The sequence below is a fragment of the Capsulimonas sp. genome (assembly GCF_039929585.1).
Classification (GTDB): domain Bacteria; phylum Armatimonadota; class Armatimonadia; order Armatimonadales; family Capsulimonadaceae; genus Capsulimonas.
In genome coordinates this window covers 25757-44070 of sequence record NZ_JBDSQY010000338.1, presented here as the reverse complement: position 1 = coordinate 44070, position 18314 = coordinate 25757, and the positions used below count along the sequence as shown (strand labels likewise).

Annotated in this window: 24 protein-coding genes; 13 read left to right on the top strand and 11 right to left on the bottom strand. The window is 59.0% G+C overall.

The genetic code is table 11. The features are described 5' to 3' along the window. Positions 1-7: 7 nt before the first annotated feature. From ABIZ35_RS25845 to ABIZ35_RS25795, 11 genes are all read right to left on the bottom strand, one after another. A complete protein-coding gene (locus tag ABIZ35_RS25845; protein WP_348222822.1) occupies positions 8-1000 on the bottom strand; it encodes a hypothetical protein in 993 nt (330 codons plus the stop codon). Next, entirely contained in the window at positions 1000-1737 is a 738-nt protein-coding gene (locus tag ABIZ35_RS25840; RefSeq protein WP_348222821.1) for a hypothetical protein, read from the bottom strand. Before ABIZ35_RS25840 ends, ABIZ35_RS25845 begins: the two co-directional genes overlap by 1 nt. Further along, positions 1724-2677 (bottom strand): AAA family ATPase, encoded by a 954-nt coding sequence (locus ABIZ35_RS25835; protein ID WP_348222820.1) that lies wholly within the window; start codon positions 2675-2677, stop codon positions 1724-1726. Before ABIZ35_RS25835 ends, ABIZ35_RS25840 begins: the two co-directional genes overlap by 14 nt. A 154-nt stretch (positions 2678-2831) precedes the next feature. Further along, positions 2832-3419, bottom strand: coding sequence for a hypothetical protein (locus tag ABIZ35_RS25830; RefSeq protein ID WP_348222819.1), 588 nt, complete (start codon positions 3417-3419; stop codon positions 2832-2834). Positions 3420-3442: 23 nt separating this feature from the next. Further along, entirely contained in the window at positions 3443-4165 is a 723-nt protein-coding gene (locus tag ABIZ35_RS25825) for a hypothetical protein (RefSeq protein WP_348222818.1), read from the bottom strand. A gap of 40 nt (positions 4166-4205) precedes the next feature. Next, a complete protein-coding gene (locus ABIZ35_RS25820; protein WP_348222817.1) occupies positions 4206-4811 on the bottom strand; it encodes an FxLYD domain-containing protein in 606 nt (201 codons plus the stop codon). Positions 4812-4834: 23 nt separating this feature from the next. After that, on the bottom strand, positions 4835-5362 hold the full coding sequence (locus ABIZ35_RS25815) for a hypothetical protein (protein ID WP_348222816.1): 528 nt from the start codon (positions 5360-5362) through the stop codon (positions 4835-4837). 9 nt (positions 5363-5371) lie between these two features. After that, positions 5372-5524, bottom strand: coding sequence for a hypothetical protein (locus ABIZ35_RS25810; RefSeq protein ID WP_348222815.1), 153 nt, complete (start codon positions 5522-5524; stop codon positions 5372-5374). Positions 5525-5570: 46 nt separating this feature from the next. Next, a complete protein-coding gene (locus ABIZ35_RS25805; protein WP_348222814.1) occupies positions 5571-6344 on the bottom strand; it encodes a hypothetical protein in 774 nt (257 codons plus the stop codon). 15 nt (positions 6345-6359) lie between these two features. Further along, complete coding sequence (locus ABIZ35_RS25800; RefSeq protein ID WP_348222813.1) at positions 6360-6974, bottom strand: hypothetical protein; 615 nt, start codon at positions 6972-6974, stop codon at positions 6360-6362. Beyond that, positions 6971-7501 (bottom strand): hypothetical protein, encoded by a 531-nt coding sequence (locus ABIZ35_RS25795; protein WP_348222812.1) that lies wholly within the window; start codon positions 7499-7501, stop codon positions 6971-6973. Before ABIZ35_RS25795 ends, ABIZ35_RS25800 begins: the two co-directional genes overlap by 4 nt. Before the next feature lie 103 nt (positions 7502-7604). Between ABIZ35_RS25795 and ABIZ35_RS25790 the strand changes: the two genes are divergently transcribed. From ABIZ35_RS25790 to ABIZ35_RS25730, 13 genes are all read left to right on the top strand, one after another. Continuing rightward, positions 7605-7859 (top strand): hypothetical protein, encoded by a 255-nt coding sequence (locus ABIZ35_RS25790; RefSeq protein WP_348222811.1) that lies wholly within the window; start codon positions 7605-7607, stop codon positions 7857-7859. Between the two features lie 97 nt (positions 7860-7956). Then, complete coding sequence (locus tag ABIZ35_RS25785; protein WP_348222810.1) at positions 7957-8334, top strand: hypothetical protein; 378 nt, start codon at positions 7957-7959, stop codon at positions 8332-8334. After that, a complete protein-coding gene (locus tag ABIZ35_RS25780) occupies positions 8334-8714 on the top strand; it encodes a hypothetical protein (RefSeq protein WP_348222809.1) in 381 nt (126 codons plus the stop codon). The genes ABIZ35_RS25785 and ABIZ35_RS25780 overlap by 1 nt, the downstream gene beginning before the upstream one ends. 87 nt (positions 8715-8801) lie before the next feature. Next, a complete protein-coding gene (locus ABIZ35_RS25775) occupies positions 8802-9524 on the top strand; it encodes a hypothetical protein (protein WP_348222808.1) in 723 nt (240 codons plus the stop codon). Further along, complete coding sequence (locus tag ABIZ35_RS25770) at positions 9521-9904, top strand: hypothetical protein (RefSeq protein WP_348222807.1); 384 nt, start codon at positions 9521-9523, stop codon at positions 9902-9904. Before ABIZ35_RS25775 ends, ABIZ35_RS25770 begins: the two co-directional genes overlap by 4 nt. Next, positions 9891-10949 carry a hypothetical protein gene (locus ABIZ35_RS25765; RefSeq protein ID WP_348222806.1) on the top strand — a complete coding sequence of 353 codons (1059 nt, stop codon included), beginning with the start codon at positions 9891-9893 and terminating at the stop codon, positions 10947-10949. The genes ABIZ35_RS25770 and ABIZ35_RS25765 overlap by 14 nt, the downstream gene beginning before the upstream one ends. Before the next feature lie 2 nt (positions 10950-10951). Continuing rightward, positions 10952-11437, top strand: a complete 486-nt coding sequence (locus ABIZ35_RS25760) for a hypothetical protein (protein ID WP_348222805.1) — start codon at positions 10952-10954, stop codon at positions 11435-11437. Next, a complete protein-coding gene (locus ABIZ35_RS25755) occupies positions 11437-13998 on the top strand; it encodes a ParB/RepB/Spo0J family partition protein (protein ID WP_348222804.1) in 2562 nt (853 codons plus the stop codon). Before ABIZ35_RS25760 ends, ABIZ35_RS25755 begins: the two co-directional genes overlap by 1 nt. Beyond that, complete coding sequence (locus ABIZ35_RS25750) at positions 13998-15938, top strand: DNA cytosine methyltransferase (RefSeq protein ID WP_348222803.1); 1941 nt, start codon at positions 13998-14000, stop codon at positions 15936-15938. The genes ABIZ35_RS25755 and ABIZ35_RS25750 overlap by 1 nt, the downstream gene beginning before the upstream one ends. Then, positions 15935-17098, top strand: a complete 1164-nt coding sequence (locus tag ABIZ35_RS25745) for a DNA adenine methylase (RefSeq protein ID WP_348222802.1) — start codon at positions 15935-15937, stop codon at positions 17096-17098. The genes ABIZ35_RS25750 and ABIZ35_RS25745 overlap by 4 nt, the downstream gene beginning before the upstream one ends. Next, positions 17095-17433, top strand: coding sequence for a hypothetical protein (locus tag ABIZ35_RS25740; RefSeq protein ID WP_348222801.1), 339 nt, complete (start codon positions 17095-17097; stop codon positions 17431-17433). The genes ABIZ35_RS25745 and ABIZ35_RS25740 overlap by 4 nt, the downstream gene beginning before the upstream one ends. Continuing rightward, entirely contained in the window at positions 17430-17927 is a 498-nt protein-coding gene (locus tag ABIZ35_RS25735) for a hypothetical protein (protein ID WP_348222800.1), read from the top strand. The genes ABIZ35_RS25740 and ABIZ35_RS25735 overlap by 4 nt, the downstream gene beginning before the upstream one ends. Next, positions 17924-18292 (top strand): hypothetical protein, encoded by a 369-nt coding sequence (locus ABIZ35_RS25730; protein WP_348222799.1) that lies wholly within the window; start codon positions 17924-17926, stop codon positions 18290-18292. Before ABIZ35_RS25735 ends, ABIZ35_RS25730 begins: the two co-directional genes overlap by 4 nt. Positions 18293-18314 lie beyond the last annotated feature (22 nt).

Genomic DNA, 18314 nt, shown 5'->3' with positions numbered 1-18314 from the left:
TCATCAGCTACGATGATAGCTGACCACCGTCTTGTGTATTGTCTCCTGCTTCGAATCCGAAACTGTCCTGGATGAGACCCTTCACCTCGGAACGCTCCTCGGCGCTGCCTGCCGGAACCATCACGCCGCGATCACGAAGAATTGCGCCGACCGTCGTATTGAAGTAGGCCCCAGGCTTCGGAACGGATAGGGAGTTGTTCTTCAACTTCGCCTTCAACTGGGCGGCGGCAGCGTTCCAGCAGTCGAGTTCGCCAGCCGCATCCGCAATTTGGTACAGCTGATCAAATCGTTTCGTGCTCTTCGCGTCTCCTGTCAGATCCACGATCGAGCGGACCGCTTCCGCTCTTTCCAGGGAAGGAGAATACTTCAAACCATCCTTCTTCCCAACGTTTAACGTTGAAGTTTTTCTCTTTAGATTCTTCTCTTGACTCTGAATCTGATTCTTATTAGATGCAATTGCCGAATCGTCAACTCCCGAATCCCCATTCGGGGAAGTCCCGGGCGCCGCTTTGGTCGATTCCCGAATTCCCCTTTGGTCAATTCGGGAATTACCCTCTGACGCCCTCTTCGTCACCTTGGTCGGCGACTGCTGCTCCGCCAGCTGGGCGAGCGCTGGGAGGAACACTTCCCAGTTCACGCGGACGTGTTTGACGGTTTCTCCTTCAAAACGATAGACGCGCGTGACGATCAAGCCTTTATCCTCGCCTTCCGATTCCACGGTTAAAAACTCTGCCTCCAAGGCGGCGCTTGCCCGGTCGAACTGTTTCGGCGTGATCCGGCACTCTTTCCACCATTCGCTACGCTTCTTTGCCAGCCACTCAAACCCGTCTCTCTGTACGTTAAGACGAGAGTTGCCGTCCGAATACGGGATGTGATAAAAGACGATCTGACTGAGGAGCACGCCGGCGACGAGATCGCCGGCTAGATCCACGTAACAACGCTTCACGTCGATGGTGTCGCGGGACGCAGCCTCCCATGCTAAGAACTCTCGGCGATCCATCAAAAGCCCTCCAGTTTCAAGTGCTCTTCGATCAGCACCAGCGCGATCTGCCGAATGCTTCCCCCACCGTGTTCCAGAAGATATCGCTTCAGCCGCATGGACAGATCCGGAGACATCTCAATCGTACTCTTCACCCCGCCGATCAGCGTCTCGCGGCTGGCCATGCCCGCGCGCACCCGCTCTCGGTAAGCATCGAGCTCAGAGACGGCGCCGGACGGCGTACGCGCCGGCGCTGGCTGCGGGGACGGAGCAGTTACCGGTAGGTCGGGCGCCGACTGAACTGTCGAAGGAATAGGCTCGGGCGCAGCTGCTGCTTCCTGACCAGGCGAACCATCCTCGTCATTCCGGAATTGACCTTTAGGTAATTCACTACGGGAGTCAGTACGTGCGGACTCCCTTGCTTCCTGCCGTGCTTGCGTCTTTACGGCCTTCCTTCCTCCCTTGCCTGCGTACTTCCGTCCTTGCTGAACTACGGGCTTGTTTACGTCAGTAGTTACGGGCTTGCTGCCTTCCTTAGCTCCTTCCGTGCTTGCGTCCTCCCGTACGTCCGTAAGTGCTTCCGTAGATACGGGATTCCGTAAATCCGTATCTACGGAGGGTGACTGATGTTCATGCGGGAGTCCGGCTGTTCGGCGCGTGCTGTTCTTTTGAATGACGCGAGAGAGCAGATCGTCCTCCGGAGGCGCGGCGGGAGGTAGGATGGAGCCCTGGGGGATGAGCGACTTACGCTGCGACATCGTCGAGGACCTCCTGGGCCAGCGCAACATAATCTTTGGCGGCCGGGTCTTTCGGGCGGTGCAGGGTAATGGGCGAGCTGGCCGCCTGCGCCTCGCCGACGCGGACTGAGCGCCGAATAACGGTTTTGAACAGATCGTTCTGGAAGGCGCTCTTCAGCTCCGCCTGGACATCCACGGACAGGTTCGTGTTGTCGCTGCGGTTGGCCAGCGCCCGGACGCGCCCGAGGGACGGGTTGACCGTGCGCACCTCCTCGATCGTATCCATCAGGCGCCCGACGCCGCGCAGGCTAAAGACGCCCATTTCAACAGGGACGATGATCTCGGTTGCGGCCGTAAGCGCGTTCAGCGTCAGAAGTCCAAGCGCCGGCGGACAGTCGATCAAAACGAAGTCATACTGGGGCAGCATGGGCTCCAGGACCTGGCGCAGTCGCATTTCGCGGGCGACGACGCCGGCGAGCTGGTGATCGGCCGCCGCGAGGTCCAAACTGCTCCCGATCAGCGAGAGCGTGGGATACCCCAGGATGGGCGTCAGGATCGCCTGTGTGATCGGAACGCGCTCGATCAGGACATTGTAGAGGGTCACCGCCAAGGTATCGGGGTCAGAGCCGAGCGCCTGGGTCAAATTCCCCTGGGCGTCGCAGTCGACCGCCAGAACGCGAAGGCCCTGCGCAGCGAGCGCGGAGGCAAGGTTCGCGGCCGTCGTCGTCTTGCCGACCCCGCCTTTTTGATTGGTCAGCGCGATCACGCGGCAGGGGCCAACCGGAGGCGTATTCGCCTTGGCGCCCTCCGGAGCGAAGGCCCGTTCGAGATCAGAAATACGGACGAGCTTTTTCACTCCCTTGGTGACGAAGGGAAGGCTTCCGTTGTCAATGCGTCTGCGGACGGTCCGCTCAGCGACCTTCGCGTGCTGAGCGGCCTCCATTATCGTAAGTAGCGCCATTTATACCCCCGTGTCAGACTTGCCGGACAAACTGGACAGATTTGACACTAGTATAACTGCTGAGTCGAATTGAGTCAATGGGAAGAGAGTTTTTTCTGAGGGTGAGAAAAATAGACAAATAAAAACGCCCTCTGGAACGTTCCAGAAGGCGTTTTTATTTGTCCATTGGCGCACGAGGCACACGCCGAAATATGGGCGGATTGATGAACGGGTTTAACAGGTGAATGCGTCGTTGCGTCTCTTCCACTTCCAGGTCAGACAGATCTCCTGAGAGTATCATTTGCCTGAGGATATTAATTTCTTCTGAAATATCCCACTGTCTGCGTCGGTGGAAGCGCAATTCTGGCCGGTTCAGTCGAATCTTCCATATCGTGTACCGCGCTGCCGCAGTCAGTGCGTTCAGCGCTCCAGACTTCGCCATATAGTCCATATGCTTGTCGAAATCTTCCACGCATGGATCAATAAAGCGGAAGCCTTTCGCGCTCTGCCACGGCTTTGGCCAATGGTGCCACTTTTTGTTGTTGCATTCATGGCATGTCCAGTAACAGTTGTTGTACTCGGTCTTTTTGGTCGGGTCGATTGCCTGGGGGCAAAAATGGTCGATTTCGCCGTTCGCGTGGCCACCAAACTGGTCTTCAAGCCTCAAGCAGTAAGCACATCGATATTTGAAGTCTTTCCGAAGAGGTTCTTTATATTTGTTGTAGTCGGTTTCCGGCGCGACGTTGCTGCGCGTGAAAATCATCTTCTGAAACGCTCTCCCGTCGCTTAGCGATTCGCTCTTTTTCGCTCGGCGACAGAGCGTTCCAGCTGTATTCGATAGGAGTGAATGTCCTGATAAAGCTGGTCGACAGAAGCGCGAGAGGCAGTGACGGCAGGGGAGGAGGCGTCGTGGGCATCCATGGCGTGTTCAACTTCGGCCAGCCGACGCTCTTCGCGTCGACTGATCGTTCCACCTAGAAGTTTGTCGGTGAGAACATCGTATTCAATACGCATCTCGTCCGGATAGGAAGTGGTAGCCACGGAATTCCCTTCAGGGGTGAGAAATTCAGACGTAACTTCGTTACTGTCCATGACAGTATATCGGCTTAATGTTGATTTGTCATTAGGTGTGGAAGAATAGTTTTCTTCGAATGAGGCCAGCGGACAATTGGAAACACTACCGTTTGATGTTCTGTGGTCCCCTTGCTGAGCTGAAACAGTTCCCGCAACACCGGACAGAATAGCACCTGTTATCATGGCGTATGCAACTGATGTGCTGACAATTCGACTGAGACGCCCCCGGATTTTAACGGATTGAGCGTCACCAGTTGTTGCCTTTCGTTCACTTGCTTCCGATTGAGGCTTGTCCACCTTTTTCAAGCTGGTTGCCTTGGTGTCGGTCGCCACCGGAAGCTTCTTCGCTTCATCATTGTAGCCAGTCTTGTTTGATCGTGATGCGCCCGTAAGTTTATAATTAGTAGAATAAGAGTTGGAGCCTGCGCCGGTCACGCCGCTTCCTTCCATGCCGTATGGGTGCTCTGGGCCGCCTCTAGTCGACGACGCTTGTGTCGGTATTGATCTCGGCTCCGCCAAACTCTTGAAATCTCGTGCGTTCGGTCTTGATCGCCGGATTGTCTGAGGACATCGTTTTGTAGGGGGACGTCTGCCCAGGCAAGATGGGGTTGAAGTCGATCAACGCGCTGTCGGTCTTTACAACGTTATTGTTTTTATCATAGTATGTCGTGACCGCCTCAACGCTTTTGAGACTCTCGCCAGACGTGTTTTTGACCTCGCCGCTGACAATACAATACGTATACTCCTTGGTGAAGTTCTCGGAAAGCTTCTTCAGCTTGGGCGTCGTATCGACCGGCGCCGGAGCTGCCGGAGGTGAATACTGAGCTGGCTCCGAAGTTTGTCCAGCCGTTTGACTGGGACTGGCGGGATCACGCGATGAGTTCCAGCTCCCGTATGCCCACAACAAGGCGACGATCACTCCCGCGACGACCACGGCGGAACTGCCTGATTTCGGCTTCTGATCCGGCGCGGCCCAGTTCGTTTGAGGAGGAGCGATCTTCGAGGGCTTGCCAAATTTCTTGCATCGTGGGCAGTCGAGATCTGTGTCGCTCATCTTGTAGCCGCAATCTGGACAGTTCAATTCAGTCTCCTGTGCTTTTGATGTCAGGTCCGCTGCTGGCCTGAAAAGATCAGCATCAGCGTACCAATCACCGCAGCCACGCCGCTGGCGATCATTCTAGTCTGTCGGTCCGCCATCAGTCCGATGTTATTGACCCGTCCACTCTTGAACTGATCGCCAAGGGCCTCAATGCCAGGAACCGCCACGCTCGTGTCGAAGACGAACATGAAGTAGCACAGACCCGCGATACCCGCAACGAGGAGCAATCCACCCACCAGCCTCGTTCCGCTCATTGGACGATCCCAGACGCTCTGCGCCGGCGGCGTCCAGGGATCTACGGTGACGCCAAATGGCTGTGGGCGCTGCGCGGCAGCGGCCCCATCCGCGCAGTGAATACAAACAGCCTGATCTGGGCCCCGCAGTAGACCGCATTTATGACACTTCGCAACAGGTGACGCCGTCGGCGCGGCGGTCTCCACGGACGGTGCGACGGGGACTACTTTGTACTTCTCACAACGCGGGCAGTCCAGATCCGTCTCCGCCATTTTGTAGCCGCAGGTCGGGCAATTCATCCTTGATTCCTACTTGTTCCAACGCTTCCGTCTCTCACGCATCTGCTTTGCCACGTACCCAGCCACGACCATCTCCATCGCCTTCTGAAGCTTGGCGCGCTGTTCGTCGGTGTACTCGTCATCCGCTGGATCCGAGCAGACGAGCCGAAGATGATCTGTCATCGCGATCGCCGACGGTTCGAGCAGCTCCGCTCCGCCGGCGTTCTCGTTATTTCGTTTTCGGTTTAGCGGAAGCAATCACTGCATTGTCCGCAACTAGGTCGACTTCCGCAATATTGACGTTTATGCCAAATGTCCGAAGCATGGTGTCGCGAGGATCGTCAAAGGTCGGATCATCATGACGCTCATCGATCCGGGAGTTCCCATATCCCGGGAATTGCACTCCCACGAAAACTCGCGCGTCATCTATGATTGCCTTTGCCTTCTCACGATCGATCGCTGCCTTCATGGCAATTCTAGATCCGCGAGAATCGACGATACCGGAGAAGTCTCGGTCGTTCATCACATTGAAGACATATTCGTATATTTTCGTGCGCCGCACGTTTACGCTCGCGCCTTGTGAATTGGTGCCGTCGTAATTGTCGCGCTTGAATACGGTGAGCGGGCAGATGGGGATAGCTTTCGGAGGCGATTTCTCCTTGGCCATGTCGGAAAGGGCATCGCCTGCGAAGACTGTCAATATGCCGCTCTTCATATCATAGTCGTACTGATCTTTCGGTTTTGCATTCTTCAATCGGACGAGTTCGAAAAAGTAGACGTGGTCGGTGGGCAGCTCTTTGAGGATCCGCTCTTGGTGCTCTGTCTCCGTTTCAAGAGGATCCTTTTTGGCTTTGATCTTCCCGTTGAAGAACTTCTCAAAGAAGGCCTGTGGCTCCTCAACTTCAAAAGGCAAGTCTGTCACAGCCTGATTGTCTTGTACCGGGGCAGTGATTGTGGCCGGATCGATTACTGCCGGAGTATTCGCAAAAGATGGGGTCGCCAAAGCCGCGAACGCATCCTATAAATCTCCATTCATCCAGTGGCTGTCGTATTTCTCAAAACCATTCGGCCTTGATGGCCAGTCCAGCGTCCTCCGGACAACGATCGGCGGCATGTGAGCCGCCAGCGACGGCGGCTGCTCCCAAGTCTCGCCAGTATCGAACGTATCGATCGAGTCCCGGGCCGCGAGGCGATCCATGCCCAGACGCACAATTCCGGAGGCAATCATATCTTCCAGCATGTGGCTGGTCGGAGCAGGCAAGCATCGCTCAACTGAACGCTGCCCCACGATGTGCGGAAGATCGGCGTAGCCGCCGGCGAGCTGGGGATCATCCGCTAAAATCTTGTGAGCTGTGTATTCAAACAACTCGTGACATAGGAAGGCGCAGCGTCGCCATTCCGGAACGTCGCCATTGTAGACAACGATCCATTTGCCCCAGAGATCGTGATAGCGAATCTCGGCAGTGAAGCCTTCAAAGCAGTACTGACGCGGAAGGCGTCTTGCTTCTATCTCCTCGGCATCGTACAAACGCACCCAGCCCATTTCAAAACGGGGGATCTCGCTCGTATGACGCGACAGGTATTGAAGGCACCGTAAGAAAAGGTGCTCGACAGCATCGTCGAGGTCGGTCATTTCTTCGGGCCCTTCTTGTCCTCGCGTTTCTGCTTTTCTCTCACCTGCTCAGCCCACCAGCCCGCAACGACCATATCCATGCCCTTACGTAGCTTTTCAAGTTGTTCTTCTGTGTATTCTTGCTCCCCGCTAAAACCACCGACGCGGCGCAGGTAATCATTCGCGGCCACGGCAGCCGGATCTATCAAACCTGCGATGGCGTGCCCTGCTTCCAGGAATGAATCGTGCTCTGGACGAACGACATAACCTTCAGGAACGATCCTGGCGCGCGTCCACGCTTCGGAAGGATCGTCTATAATTTCGAGTTCAACGAGGCCATCAACGATCCGTTTGATGGTTATTTCTTTTCTCGGAGCGTTACGATTCAAGATATCAGAGAAATTCGGATAAGCCATCCGGATATGATGTGCGAAATCCACCAACTGCATTCCAGACCCCTCGATCTTCAACCGCAGCCACTCACCAAAATGTGGAGGTGTTCCTTCGTTTACCATATCAAAATAATTCGGTCTTTCTAACGTGAGCACTTTTACCTCCATTCTACTAAGGTTAGACATACATGTCAACGAATGGTTGCGTGTATATCTTGACATATACGTCCATTGGCGATATAATCGACCAGGGGTATGTATGGCAGACAAGTCTCTTGGCGCTATTCTTCATGAGAAACAAGACCAGCTTGGTTTGGAGACTGCGGAGGTTGCCGAGGCAGTCGATCTCACGCGTCGCCACTACCATCGTCTTCTTTCAGACGATTCCTTCAACGGGAAGCCTTATGCACATGGATTGAAGCTGTTGAACGCGAAGCGGATAGGTGTCGTTTTGTCAATGTCGCTCGACGAAATCGCTCATGCTGTAGAACACACAGAAAGCAAGAAACCATAAGGAAATATTTTTTTGTTCGCGCTGTATATGTCTTGACATATATGTCCAACTATGATACTATGTATTCAGTTGAGCACAGACACTACCGGAGCAAAAAATGTCAGCCGCACGTTCCATCCGCCGCCATATCGAGGTCAACAACGAAGTCGCCGCCTACGAGCGGCAGACGCGAGAGATCGAAGCCAGCTTCCGCGCGGCGCTGCTGATGGAACAAGCGCAGCAAATCGCCGCAGGCTACGCGATCGTTCCCGAGGACGATCATATGCTCCTGGTGAACCGCACGGAGCAGGATGATTGGGCGATGGTCTACCGGGTTCCTGGAACGACCGATGTCGATCGTGACCGGACGATGATCAGTCACCGAACGCCGTTCCTGGCGCGCGCCTTCGAAATCGTGATTGAGGCCCGCGTCGAGGCGAACCGAAAAGAGCGCGAAGCGGCGCACACGGCCCATCTGCGGAAGGCGGCGGCGTAATGGATAACGCTTTGATGGAAACGGCCTTGGGCGGAGGGGATATTCCCGGCACTCGCGGCGAGTTCGTCGCCGCCACGGAGCGTGCGCTGGGAATGCGGATGCCGGGCAACGTGGCGGAGTTCGACGAGCATCTCCTCGCCCTGGGCCTGATGGCGTTTCATGGCGGCCTGAGCGAAGACGACGCCATCGCCGAGCGGGAGGCGCTCGATCTGAAGGTCCGCGACTATCTCAGCGACCAGATGACGCCAGGCGAGGAAGAGGAAGCCCCTCATTTCCGGTTCCTCGGACGCAGCATCGCCGACATGGACAGGTCGGTTGATTTTACAGATAAGTTGGTTGATTTTGCGGAGATAGGGTGGGAGTACGCGATCGCCGCATAGTGCGGTGGTCTTGAGGTGGAGACAAAACAAAACGCCCCAGTCAAGCGCTGCTGCAAACAGCTCCCGGGGCGTTAAGGATTAACGACAATGACTATACCCCAAAATGACAATTGCAATACAGTTTCTAGTGAAAAGCGTGCTTTTGACCCCAATCGGCACTTGATTACCGTTCAGGGCGGCCGAAAGTACTTACCAGTCTCCGCCCGTGTCCTGTGGTTCCGCGCCGAGCATCCGGACTGGACGATCGAGACCAACCCTCTCACGATCGACAATGACAAGCAGTTCGCCATCTTCCAGGCGAAGATCTTCGACGCCGATGGTCGCCTCATGGCGATGGGCACGAAGAAGGAAGACATTAAGGGCTTCGGCGACTATATTGAAAAGGCTGAGACCGGCGCCGTCGGCCGCGCGCTCGCACTCTGCGGCTACGGCACACAGTTCGCGCCGGAACTGGACGAAGTCGCCGGCGGACGCCTGGCCGATGCCCCCGGCAATGGTCGCGGCCAGCGTCCCAATCAATCGGGTCAGCGCGGCGGCGGCCACCCCGCCGCGCGTCCATCATCGGAATTCCCCCGCCCCCGCGCCGAGGCTCCCGCGTCTTCCGAACCCGCCGACGAGCAGGCCCTCCCGACGACCTGCTCCAGCTGCCCGAAGCCCATCAACAAATCTCAGTGCGAGCTTTCCATTCGCAACTACGGCGCGGCGCTCTGCCCCGCCTGCCAGAAGGATGGCCGGGACCGCGCCATCACGCCGACGCAGTCGTTCCGGACCGCCGGCGCTGCCTCCGTCCGGGAAGGAGCAGGTTCATGATCACCGACAAAATGATCCGCAACGTCATCAGTAATCTAGGGGAGTGGAGGTCCAAGCGCGCCATTGCCGAGCAGATGATGCTCATCAAAAAAGGCTCTATCTCCGAATGCGTGTCCGCGTATGAGGGTGAAATGGGCGCACTCCTCACGGTCCATCATCTGACCGAAGCAAAGCGCGTCCAGGACGAGGCCGCCGAGCGCGCCGCCGAAGCCGCGAACGCCGATCAGCCCGCCATTTCCATTGAGCCCATCCATCCAACCGCCCCGGTTCAGACGCCGGACGAGGCCGATCAGTCTCTGGTCGCGTATCTCTGGCCGTGCGCCGGCGGATACCCAATTTATCATTCCCCAGGAAAGGGTGGCCGCCATGCCCAGAACTGACGCTTCCTTTGGCTTCTCCATCGACTTCCGGCGCGGCGCCGACCATCTGTCCGTTAGCCTGGAGTGCGCCTGCGTCGATGACGCGGCCGACGTGGCCGTGCGCACCGCCGACTATGCCCGGATGGTGTTCGCGCTGCCACCTGCGCCGATCGGTTCTGAGCAGCCAGTGACGACCGCTCAGGACGATGACTGGCAGGCGCCCGCCTCTGGCGACAATAACGTGCAGACGGTCACCCCTGACGACGGTAACGCGGACGCCACTATGGACAGCGATACCGAAAACTCGGACGTGCGCATTATCATCGAACCTGCCATTGCGATAGAGGAACCGGAGACGACGGAAGCGCCGCTGGAAGACGCAGCGGACGCCGCCTCTGAGATCGTGACAGTGCCTGCCTCCGCTCATCCGCAGAGCGCGCCCGCTTCATCCTTGCAGTGGCTCGGAGACACCCCGCCTCTCTGCGCCAAATGCAGACGTCCCAAGACGGCGAATAGAACCGAGACCCGGATGATCTGCATTCCGTGCCTGTCGGAGAGCGGCGTGAAAGCCCACGTGAAGAAGACGCCGACCACGCGTGAGGCTTTCACCAAGCCTGCCCGTCCGGTTGCTGCGAAGCTGGCCCCAGTGGCGACGACGAAGCCGGTCGCCGAGCCAGCACAGCCAACTGTTGCGCAACCGAAGCCAGCCGCGGATCCGCCGCGCGCCAAACCTGGAAAGATTGACGGCGCGGTGCGCACGGCGGCGCAGGATGCCCGCGATGAGGTGCGGCGCGAGCCTCTGGACAGCAAACTGGCGCTTGCGCGCCTGGAGGCGCTGATTTCCGACGACAAGTTTCTGCGTGAGGCGCGCGCCGTCGCTGAAAGCCCTTCCGCCGTGAAGTCTAAACGGATCGAGTTCGCGCTCGCCGAGCGTCGCGGTTACATTGGATTTACTCCCAGTGTCCCCGAAGGCAAGACCTGCATCGCGTTTGCCGTGGTCGACCAAGGCTACTGGCATCTGTGCGTACCGGGATGTGATGAGACACGGATTGTAGGAGCCGCCTAATTATGGTCACGAAAGCAAATAGCCTGCCGTCAGATAACCTCAGTCCTCATGCTGATGCCGTTCGATCTCACGTGGTGTTCATCTGTACCATGGATCAGCCTGGACAGAAGTCCAGGGCCGGTCAGCGACGGATTGAATTCACCAGTGGCGTGTCCCTATCCTGCTGCCTGGTGTGCGTCGGCGCGGCCGCCGCCTTCGGCATGGGCGGAGAGGGCGTTTGCTACTGGTTCTCGACGGGATTCCTTGTGCTCGGGTTTGCCTGCGCGCTGGCGCCGCTCTGCCGCCGGAGCTGCGGGATGCATCTCCAGATCTGGCGTGAGGAACAGATCTCGTTCGTGTTGTCTCCGGAGATTTCCGCCCAGGATGCACCGCCGACGCCGCCACATCAGCCGGAAGTCCCCGCAGTCAAATCGTTCCGCTGCGCCACCCGCCCGGGCCGCAGCAGCTCGACCAAGCATAACCACCCGTCGAAGGGAGATTGGCGCTAATGTTTACGGACACTGATACTCGCGTTCCGACCTTCGGACACCTGACCCTGCGCGAGGGCGATAGCGCTGAGAACGCTCCTCAAAACGATGCAGACGACTTTAAGAACGATGCTGACGAGCGGGAAGCGGGTGGCATTTCCGATAAGCTGCGCGTTCTCGCGAACGGTATGCAGGCCGCCATCGATGTGAAACTTGTGCCTCGGCTGGCCAACACGAACAAGCGCGCCCAGGAAGCGGAGCAGGCGGAAAGCGATGCACGCCGGATGCAGCGTGTGCAGTCGGTCTGCCGCTATCTGGCCGACGCCCACGACGCGGGAACGATCCCAGCGGTCGTCTCGCGGATCAAGACCAAGCTCGTCATTGAGACGATCCTCGCCCACAAGTACTTCCCTGGCGGGCGAGGCCATGAAATGGAGCAGGGGCGACTTGCCGCCTGCGGCATTACGGACGCCGGCGCATTCACCCAGGCGAAGACAATTCTGGAAGAGGCGGCGCAGGGCGCCGGGACCGAAACGGAGGACGCACTGAAGCTGCGCAAACTGATGCGCTCCCTGATCGGCAACAGGATCCCGGGCTACTTCCCGACGCCGGGCGATGTCGGGCGCATCGTGGTGGAGATGGCCAATATCAAGACAGGGATGAAAACGCTGGAGCCGGAGGCGGGAAGCGGGCATATCGCGGACATGATTCGCGAGATGCATCCGGACGCCCCGCTTTCCGTGGTCGAGATCAACCATTCTCTGCGCGAGATCCTGCTGGCGAAAGGTCATAACCTTGTCGCGGACGACTTCCTGGAGTGGGACGGGGGCGGCCATCTCTATGACCGAATCGTCATGAACCCGCCATTCGAGCGCGGTGCGGATACAGTGCATGTGCGCCACGCCTACGATCTTCTTGCGCCTGGCGGCGTTCTGGTCGCGATTGTGAGCGCCGCAGTCTTCTTTCGCAGCGATCGACAGATCGAATCCTTTCGGGGCTGGCTGCGCGATCTGGAGCACAACGTGACCGCCCTTCCGCACGGCGCGTTCAAGGAAAGCGATCGCTCCACGGCGGTCGAGACGCGAGTGATCGTGCTGGAAAAGCCCGCTGATGACGGCTTGTCCGCCACACATAAGGATGCAACGCCTGTTGATGCTGCCGACGATATCGATACCGGTGACGAGCAAGGCTCTGCGACCCACGATATTTATTCATCAATCAATGATCTCGGCCTCCCTGTGGCTACGGGGCCCGTTGCCGGCCGTATCACTCGTGATCTTCCCTTGGGCTTGATCCAGGACAATCGCTTCCAGCCGCGAGAATTGTTCAATCCGTCCGCCCTTGCCTCCCTGGCGACAAGCATGCAGGAGATCGGGCAAATCCAGCCGATCCTGGTCAGACCCGCCGCAGGCGGTAAATTCGAACTCGTCGCCGGAGATCGCCGTTTCCGCGCAGCTCATCTGGCCGGGTTAAAGACAATCCGAGCCGAAATCGACGAAACCATCACGGATGTCCAGCATGCGCACATTTCGCTCAGCGAGAATGACGAGCGCGAACCGCTCAGCCCGATCGAACGTGCGCGCGGCTACGCCTTCCTGGTCGATTTGGATCAGACCCAGGATCAGATCGCAAAGGACTATAGCATTTCGCAGACCACGGTCAGTCAGACGATCAAGCTGCTCGAACTTCCCGAACCCGTCCAGCAGATCCTGCGCGAAAACCATCTCAGCGCCACCCACGGCTTCAAGCTCCTGAAACTGCTCAAGTTCCAGGGAACGGAGGCCTCGCTGATCCGTTTCGCACAGGATGCCGTCGCCGCGCATTGGTCGGTGTCGAAGCTGGACCAGGTCCTGTCCGACCATATCGCGGATCTTCAGCGCGCGGCGGACAGCCCATACTTCAACGCTACACAACCGGAAATCCCAGTTACGTACGCGGAGCCGGGGCCGCTGCGCGCCGCCGACGCCAGCGCGCCGACTCCGGCGGTCGTCGCCACGTCCAAGCCTCTTTCTGATTTCACGCCGATTGATGCAGACAAGGAGAACACCTATGGTAATCGTGACGAGCACACTCCGGGCGCAGTGGCGGCCAGCGGCGCTTCCGCCGTGCCGACCGCTTCAAATGCAGACGCCAATCCCGACGCCGCCGAGCATGACGCGCGGCCAGATGAACTTCCGGCGAGCGCTGCATCGCTCGCCGCGCCCACGGTGCTAACGGTTCAAGACCTCAACTCACTTCCGATCGCGGCCCCCGCGATCGGTCGTTTTGATCCAATCATAGCGTCTCCCGAATGCCGCACGACGCAACACGAGTACGTGCAGGATCTCCAGCGGCAAGCGGCGCGCCCGACCCTGGAGGTTCCGATCAGCCAGGGCAGCGACGATCTGCTCTTCGAAATGGGGCTGACGCCGGACGAAGCGATCGCCGAGCTGCACGAATACCGCCTGTCGCTGGCTGCGAAGAAAGCGCTGCGCGCGCTGACCGACGCCTACAATGAAAACCATTCGGAGACGGTCACGCCGTCTGAGCGCCTGTCCTCAATTGTGGTGGTCCGCGCGAGCCATTCCGAGGAGAACAATTGATGTCTCCTGGAACGAAGCCAGCAAAGAAACCATTCATCTGCGCGGACCTCTTTTGCGGCGCCGGCGGAACGAGCACCGGGCTGCTGCGCGCGGCCGCCGCCCTTGGCTTCGCGGTGCAGCTCCTCGCCATCAATCACTGGCCAGTGGCGATCGACACGCACACGGCGAACCATCCGGACGTGACGCACATCTGCGAGACGATCGATGGGGCGGATCCGCGCGCCATCGTTCCTGGCGGCATCCTGGATCTGCTCGTCGCGTCTCCCGAATGTACTCACTTCTCTTCGGCAAGGGGCGGCAAGCCAAAAAGCGCGCAGAAGCGCGCCAGCGCCTGGCATATCCTTCGCTGGGCGGACGCGCTTTATATTCGGCACATCTTGATTGAGAACGTTCCCGAGTTCAAAACGTGGGGCCCGCTGCATCCGTGTACCTGCGGCGAAGTGGAAGGCGCTGAGCACGTGAAGGCTTGTAAGATCGGTCAGCCAATTAAGGAAGAGGCCGGCAAATACTACCGAAACTTCGTGCGCAACCTGGAAGAGCTCGGATACACCGTTGAGGACCGAGTCCTGACTTGCTACGAATACGGCGATCCCACGAGCCGTAAGCGCCTGTTCATTCAGGCTCGGCGCGGCGGCGCGCCCGCCTGGCCGGAGCCGACACATGCGCCGGCGTCGGAACTTGCGAATCGTCCGGCCCTGAAAGCGTGGCGCGTCGCCCGCGACATCATTGACTGGGATCTGAAGGGCACTTCCATTTACGACCGTCCTCGCTATGGGAAGAAGCCGCTGGTCGCCGCGACGATGGCGCGGATCCATGCCGGCGTCTACAAGTTTGCTGGTCTTCCCTTCCTTGTCCCAAACTTCGGCGAACGCGAAGGACAGGAGCCGAGAACGCATTCAATCCACCGTCCGTTGCCTGCTGTCACCAGCCACGGCGCGGGAGCGCTCTGCGAGCCGTTCTTGGTCGTCTTGCAGAACGGTCGCGACGGCTACAGCCTGGATAAGCCGTTCCCGACCGTCATGACGCGGACGCAGTTTGGCGTGGCTGTTCTGCAGCCGTTCCTGACGTCCAGCGGCGGCCCCGGCGGGCAGATCGGTCCCTTTTCCATCGATGGCCCGGTCGGGACGATTCTGACCAAGGATTTCCGCGCTCTGGTTGAGCCCTACATCGCGCCGATCACGCACCAGGGTTCGGCAAACCGCTGTCGCAGTGTGGATAGGCCGCTCGTCACCGTCACAACCGCGAAGCGCGGCGAGCTGGCGCTCCTACAGCCATACATGATCGTGAGCCGCAATAACGCAAGCGCCCATTCGCTGGATGAGCCGATCCGGGCGCTGACGACGGGAAACATCATGGGCGTCGCCGAGCCGCAGCTCGTCGCCGGTGAGCTCGATCCCTACCTCATCAAATATTACGAGGGAAGTGACGCCGTTTCTGTGGATAAGCCGCTTCCGGCGGTGACTTCAAATTACGAGCACCTGGCCCTGGTCCGCCCGTTCCTGACGAAATATCACGGCTCGCACCCTGGCCGCAATGATGGGGATGATCGCGTGCTGTCTGTCGGTGCGCCGCTGCCCACGCTCGACACGTCCAATCGTCTCGGGATCGCGGAGCCATTCCTCGTCAATTACAACGGCACCGGCGGCGCTCATTCCGTGGATCAGCCTCTGCTGTCAGCCACGGGGAGCGATCGCTTCGCCCTTGTCGCGCCTGAGTACGTCCACCTGGTCGACAAAGGCGATGTCGTTGGATACCTGGACATTCTTTACCGGATGCTTCAGCCGCACGAACTCGCCGGCGGCCAAGGTTTCCCTAAAAGCTACATCTTCACCGGAACGCGAGAGCATAAGGTGAAGCAGATCGGAAACGCCGTGCCCGTGCATACAGCGGAGGCGCTTTGCACGGGCATTTTCAAGACGATGATAGGGGTGGCGATTTGACACTCAAAGCCCCGTTCCCCTGGTTTGGTGGAAAAAGCCGTGTTGCCTCTGAGGTATGGGCGCGCTTTGGCGATGTCCCGAATTACGTCGAACCCTTCTTCGGTTCCGGCGCGGTGCTACTTGGGCGGCCGCACGAAAAGTTGCGGACAGAGACGGTGAACGATAAGGACTGCTACCTGGCCAACCTCTGGCGCGCTCTACAGGCGGATCCGGACGGCGTTGCATCATACGCCCGCAATCCCGTCAACGAAGCCGATCTGCACGCGCGGCATCTCTGGCTGGTCAATCAAGGCGCGGAGCGGATTGCTCTTACTGTCCGTGATCCTGACTTCTATGATGTGAAGGTGGCGGGCTGGTGGGTGTGGGGCATTTGCTTGTGGATCGGCGGCGACTGGTGCAGCGGCAAAGGACCACTCAAGCAAGATGTTGATGCTGCGGACGGGGTGTACTACAAGCGCCCACATCTCGCTGGAGAGCGCGGAATTTACAACCGTAAGCCCTACTTGGATACGGGCGGACGCGGTGTCACGAGGCGCAAACCATCCCTCTGGAACGGTGGACGCGGTGTCAATCGATCAAAGCCACACCTGACTGCCAAGGCTGGCGTGATCAAGCAGCGTCCACATCTCACTACGCCCGGCGGGGTTCAGCGCCGCCGTCCTTACCTCGCCGACGATATGCATGGGTTGCTGGCCAGTCGCGGTGATGACCTGGAGGCCTACCTCGGCGCTCTCTCGCAACGCCTGCGGAAAGTTCGTGTCTGCTGCGGAGATTGGTCGCGCGTCGTCACTCCGTCCGTGACAACGGAGAACGGATTAACGGGTGTGTTCCTGGATCCACCCTACGCGTTTTCGACGGGGCGCGACCCCGGCATCTACAACGAAGATAGTGAAGATCTGAGCGTCAAGGTGCGAGAGTGGGCGATCGCCCATGGGCAGAGCGCGATGCTCCGCATCGCGCTCTGCGGATACGACGGCGAACACGACATGCCGAGCGATTGGGAGTGCATGCCCTGGAAGGCGCACGGCGGATATGCTAACCGAACGGGTGCGCCGGGCCGCGAACGATCGGGCCTCGAGCGAATCTGGTTCAGTCCGCACTGCTTGAGGCCAGCTCCGCGCCACTACCAGATCGCGTTCGACCTGGAGGACCACAAATGAGCCAGCTGGACCTATTCGCGCCGCTTCCCGAGATGCCGCCCATGCCGCCGCCGGCGCCCAAGCCCGTCGGCGAGATCGTGGAAGGCTGGATCAAGAACTGGCCCGCCTACCACAAGAAGGGTGGCCCGATCGCAACCCTTGAGGTGACGCCGCGCGACGGCTTTACCTACGAGGCGACCATCTTCGAGATCAAACCGGGGTACCGCATCGCCGCCTGGCCGTCGGGGATCAAGCACGTAGAGTGCCCGGACGGGGAGGCGCTCTGCTTCTATCTAGCCGCCAAGCAGAACATCGTGCGGGTTGTGACGAGGGCGACGTCCGGAGGCGGCAAATGAGAGGTCGTCGCAAAGACATTGACGTAATGGCGTACGGCGCGCAGAACGCACAGGCCGTCCGTGACGCTCTCATCGCAAAAGTTGATGCGCGGCTTCTGGACGATCCCACGGACGCCGAGCGCCACCGAGAGGAAGATGTCCAGTCCGACACGATCGCGGATCTGACGGCGCGCGGCTATACGATCTTGCAGACTTCGGTTCGGTACAGGCTGATGGAATGCCCGGAATGCCACGAGATGATCCGCTGGACCGGCGACACGGGGCAGACGCCGGGAATTCCGGATCTGCTGGTCCGCAATCCCACCTGGCCTGTCGGCGCGTGGCTCGGACTGGAAATGAAGGGCAAGAAGACGCCGGTGAGCGATGCTCAGAAAACTTTGAACAAGGCCAGCGCTATTGTGATTGCGAAGACGTCGGGCCAAGCCCTGGCCTTCGTCCTCATGGCCGATACTACTTTCGGGGTGAGGAGTGAGGATGCGGAGGAAACGCGGTGAAGCGCCAATCGTCACCTTCCGAAGAAATCGTCAACTGGACCGAGCGCTACCTGTCTCGCACGCGCGACGAACACCTGCTGCTCTGGCCATGGATCGATTTCAAGCATCAGCCGGCCTGCACGATCGGAAAGACGCCTGGCGCGAAAGGCGCGGTCGTTTCCGGAACCGTGACGCCGGCGGCGTGGACGCGGCAGCTCCTGCGTCTCTGGGCCCGCACGGTCGACGCCTACATTCGCAGCGACTATGACCCGAAGTCGCTGGACGGAAAGATTATCGTTCTGAACTGCGTCAACGCGGAGAAGCTGCTCTGGGCGTACCGCGAACTGGCGGATCCGCAAATGAAGAAGACACCGGCGGCGAGCTAGCCGGCTAAGGAAAAGGAAATCG

Excerpts from the sequence above, each read along its gene's own strand:
- ABIZ35_RS25810 (WP_348222815.1), bottom strand. The coding sequence starts at position 5,524 with ATGACAGATCATCTTCGGCTCGTCTGCTCGGATCCAGCGGATGACGAG.
- ABIZ35_RS25845 (WP_348222822.1), bottom strand. The coding sequence starts at position 1,000 with ATGGATCGCCGAGAGTTCTTAGCATGGGAGGCTGCGTCCCGCGACACC.
- ABIZ35_RS25800 (WP_348222813.1), bottom strand. The coding sequence starts at position 6,974 with ATGACCGACCTCGACGATGCTGTCGAGCACCTTTTCTTACGGTGCCTT.
- ABIZ35_RS25760 (WP_348222805.1), top strand. The coding sequence starts at position 10,952 with ATGGTCACGAAAGCAAATAGCCTGCCGTCAGATAACCTCAGTCCTCAT.
- ABIZ35_RS25735 (WP_348222800.1), top strand. The coding sequence starts at position 17,430 with ATGAGAGGTCGTCGCAAAGACATTGACGTAATGGCGTACGGCGCGCAG.
- ABIZ35_RS25780 (WP_348222809.1), top strand. The coding sequence starts at position 8,334 with ATGGATAACGCTTTGATGGAAACGGCCTTGGGCGGAGGGGATATTCCC.
- ABIZ35_RS25765 (WP_348222806.1), top strand. The coding sequence starts at position 9,891 with ATGCCCAGAACTGACGCTTCCTTTGGCTTCTCCATCGACTTCCGGCGC.
- ABIZ35_RS25790 (WP_348222811.1), top strand. The coding sequence starts at position 7,605 with ATGGCAGACAAGTCTCTTGGCGCTATTCTTCATGAGAAACAAGACCAG.
- ABIZ35_RS25775 (WP_348222808.1), top strand. The coding sequence starts at position 8,802 with ATGACTATACCCCAAAATGACAATTGCAATACAGTTTCTAGTGAAAAG.
- ABIZ35_RS25835 (WP_348222820.1), bottom strand. The coding sequence starts at position 2,677 with ATGGCGCTACTTACGATAATGGAGGCCGCTCAGCACGCGAAGGTCGCT.
- ABIZ35_RS25750 (WP_348222803.1), top strand. The coding sequence starts at position 13,998 with ATGTCTCCTGGAACGAAGCCAGCAAAGAAACCATTCATCTGCGCGGAC.
- ABIZ35_RS25740 (WP_348222801.1), top strand. The coding sequence starts at position 17,095 with ATGAGCCAGCTGGACCTATTCGCGCCGCTTCCCGAGATGCCGCCCATG.
- ABIZ35_RS25830 (WP_348222819.1), bottom strand. The coding sequence starts at position 3,419 with ATGATTTTCACGCGCAGCAACGTCGCGCCGGAAACCGACTACAACAAA.
- ABIZ35_RS25785 (WP_348222810.1), top strand. The coding sequence starts at position 7,957 with ATGTCAGCCGCACGTTCCATCCGCCGCCATATCGAGGTCAACAACGAA.
- ABIZ35_RS25755 (WP_348222804.1), top strand. The coding sequence starts at position 11,437 with ATGTTTACGGACACTGATACTCGCGTTCCGACCTTCGGACACCTGACC.
- ABIZ35_RS25840 (WP_348222821.1), bottom strand. The coding sequence starts at position 1,737 with ATGTCGCAGCGTAAGTCGCTCATCCCCCAGGGCTCCATCCTACCTCCC.
- ABIZ35_RS25815 (WP_348222816.1), bottom strand. The coding sequence starts at position 5,362 with ATGAATTGCCCGACCTGCGGCTACAAAATGGCGGAGACGGATCTGGAC.
- ABIZ35_RS25770 (WP_348222807.1), top strand. The coding sequence starts at position 9,521 with ATGATCACCGACAAAATGATCCGCAACGTCATCAGTAATCTAGGGGAG.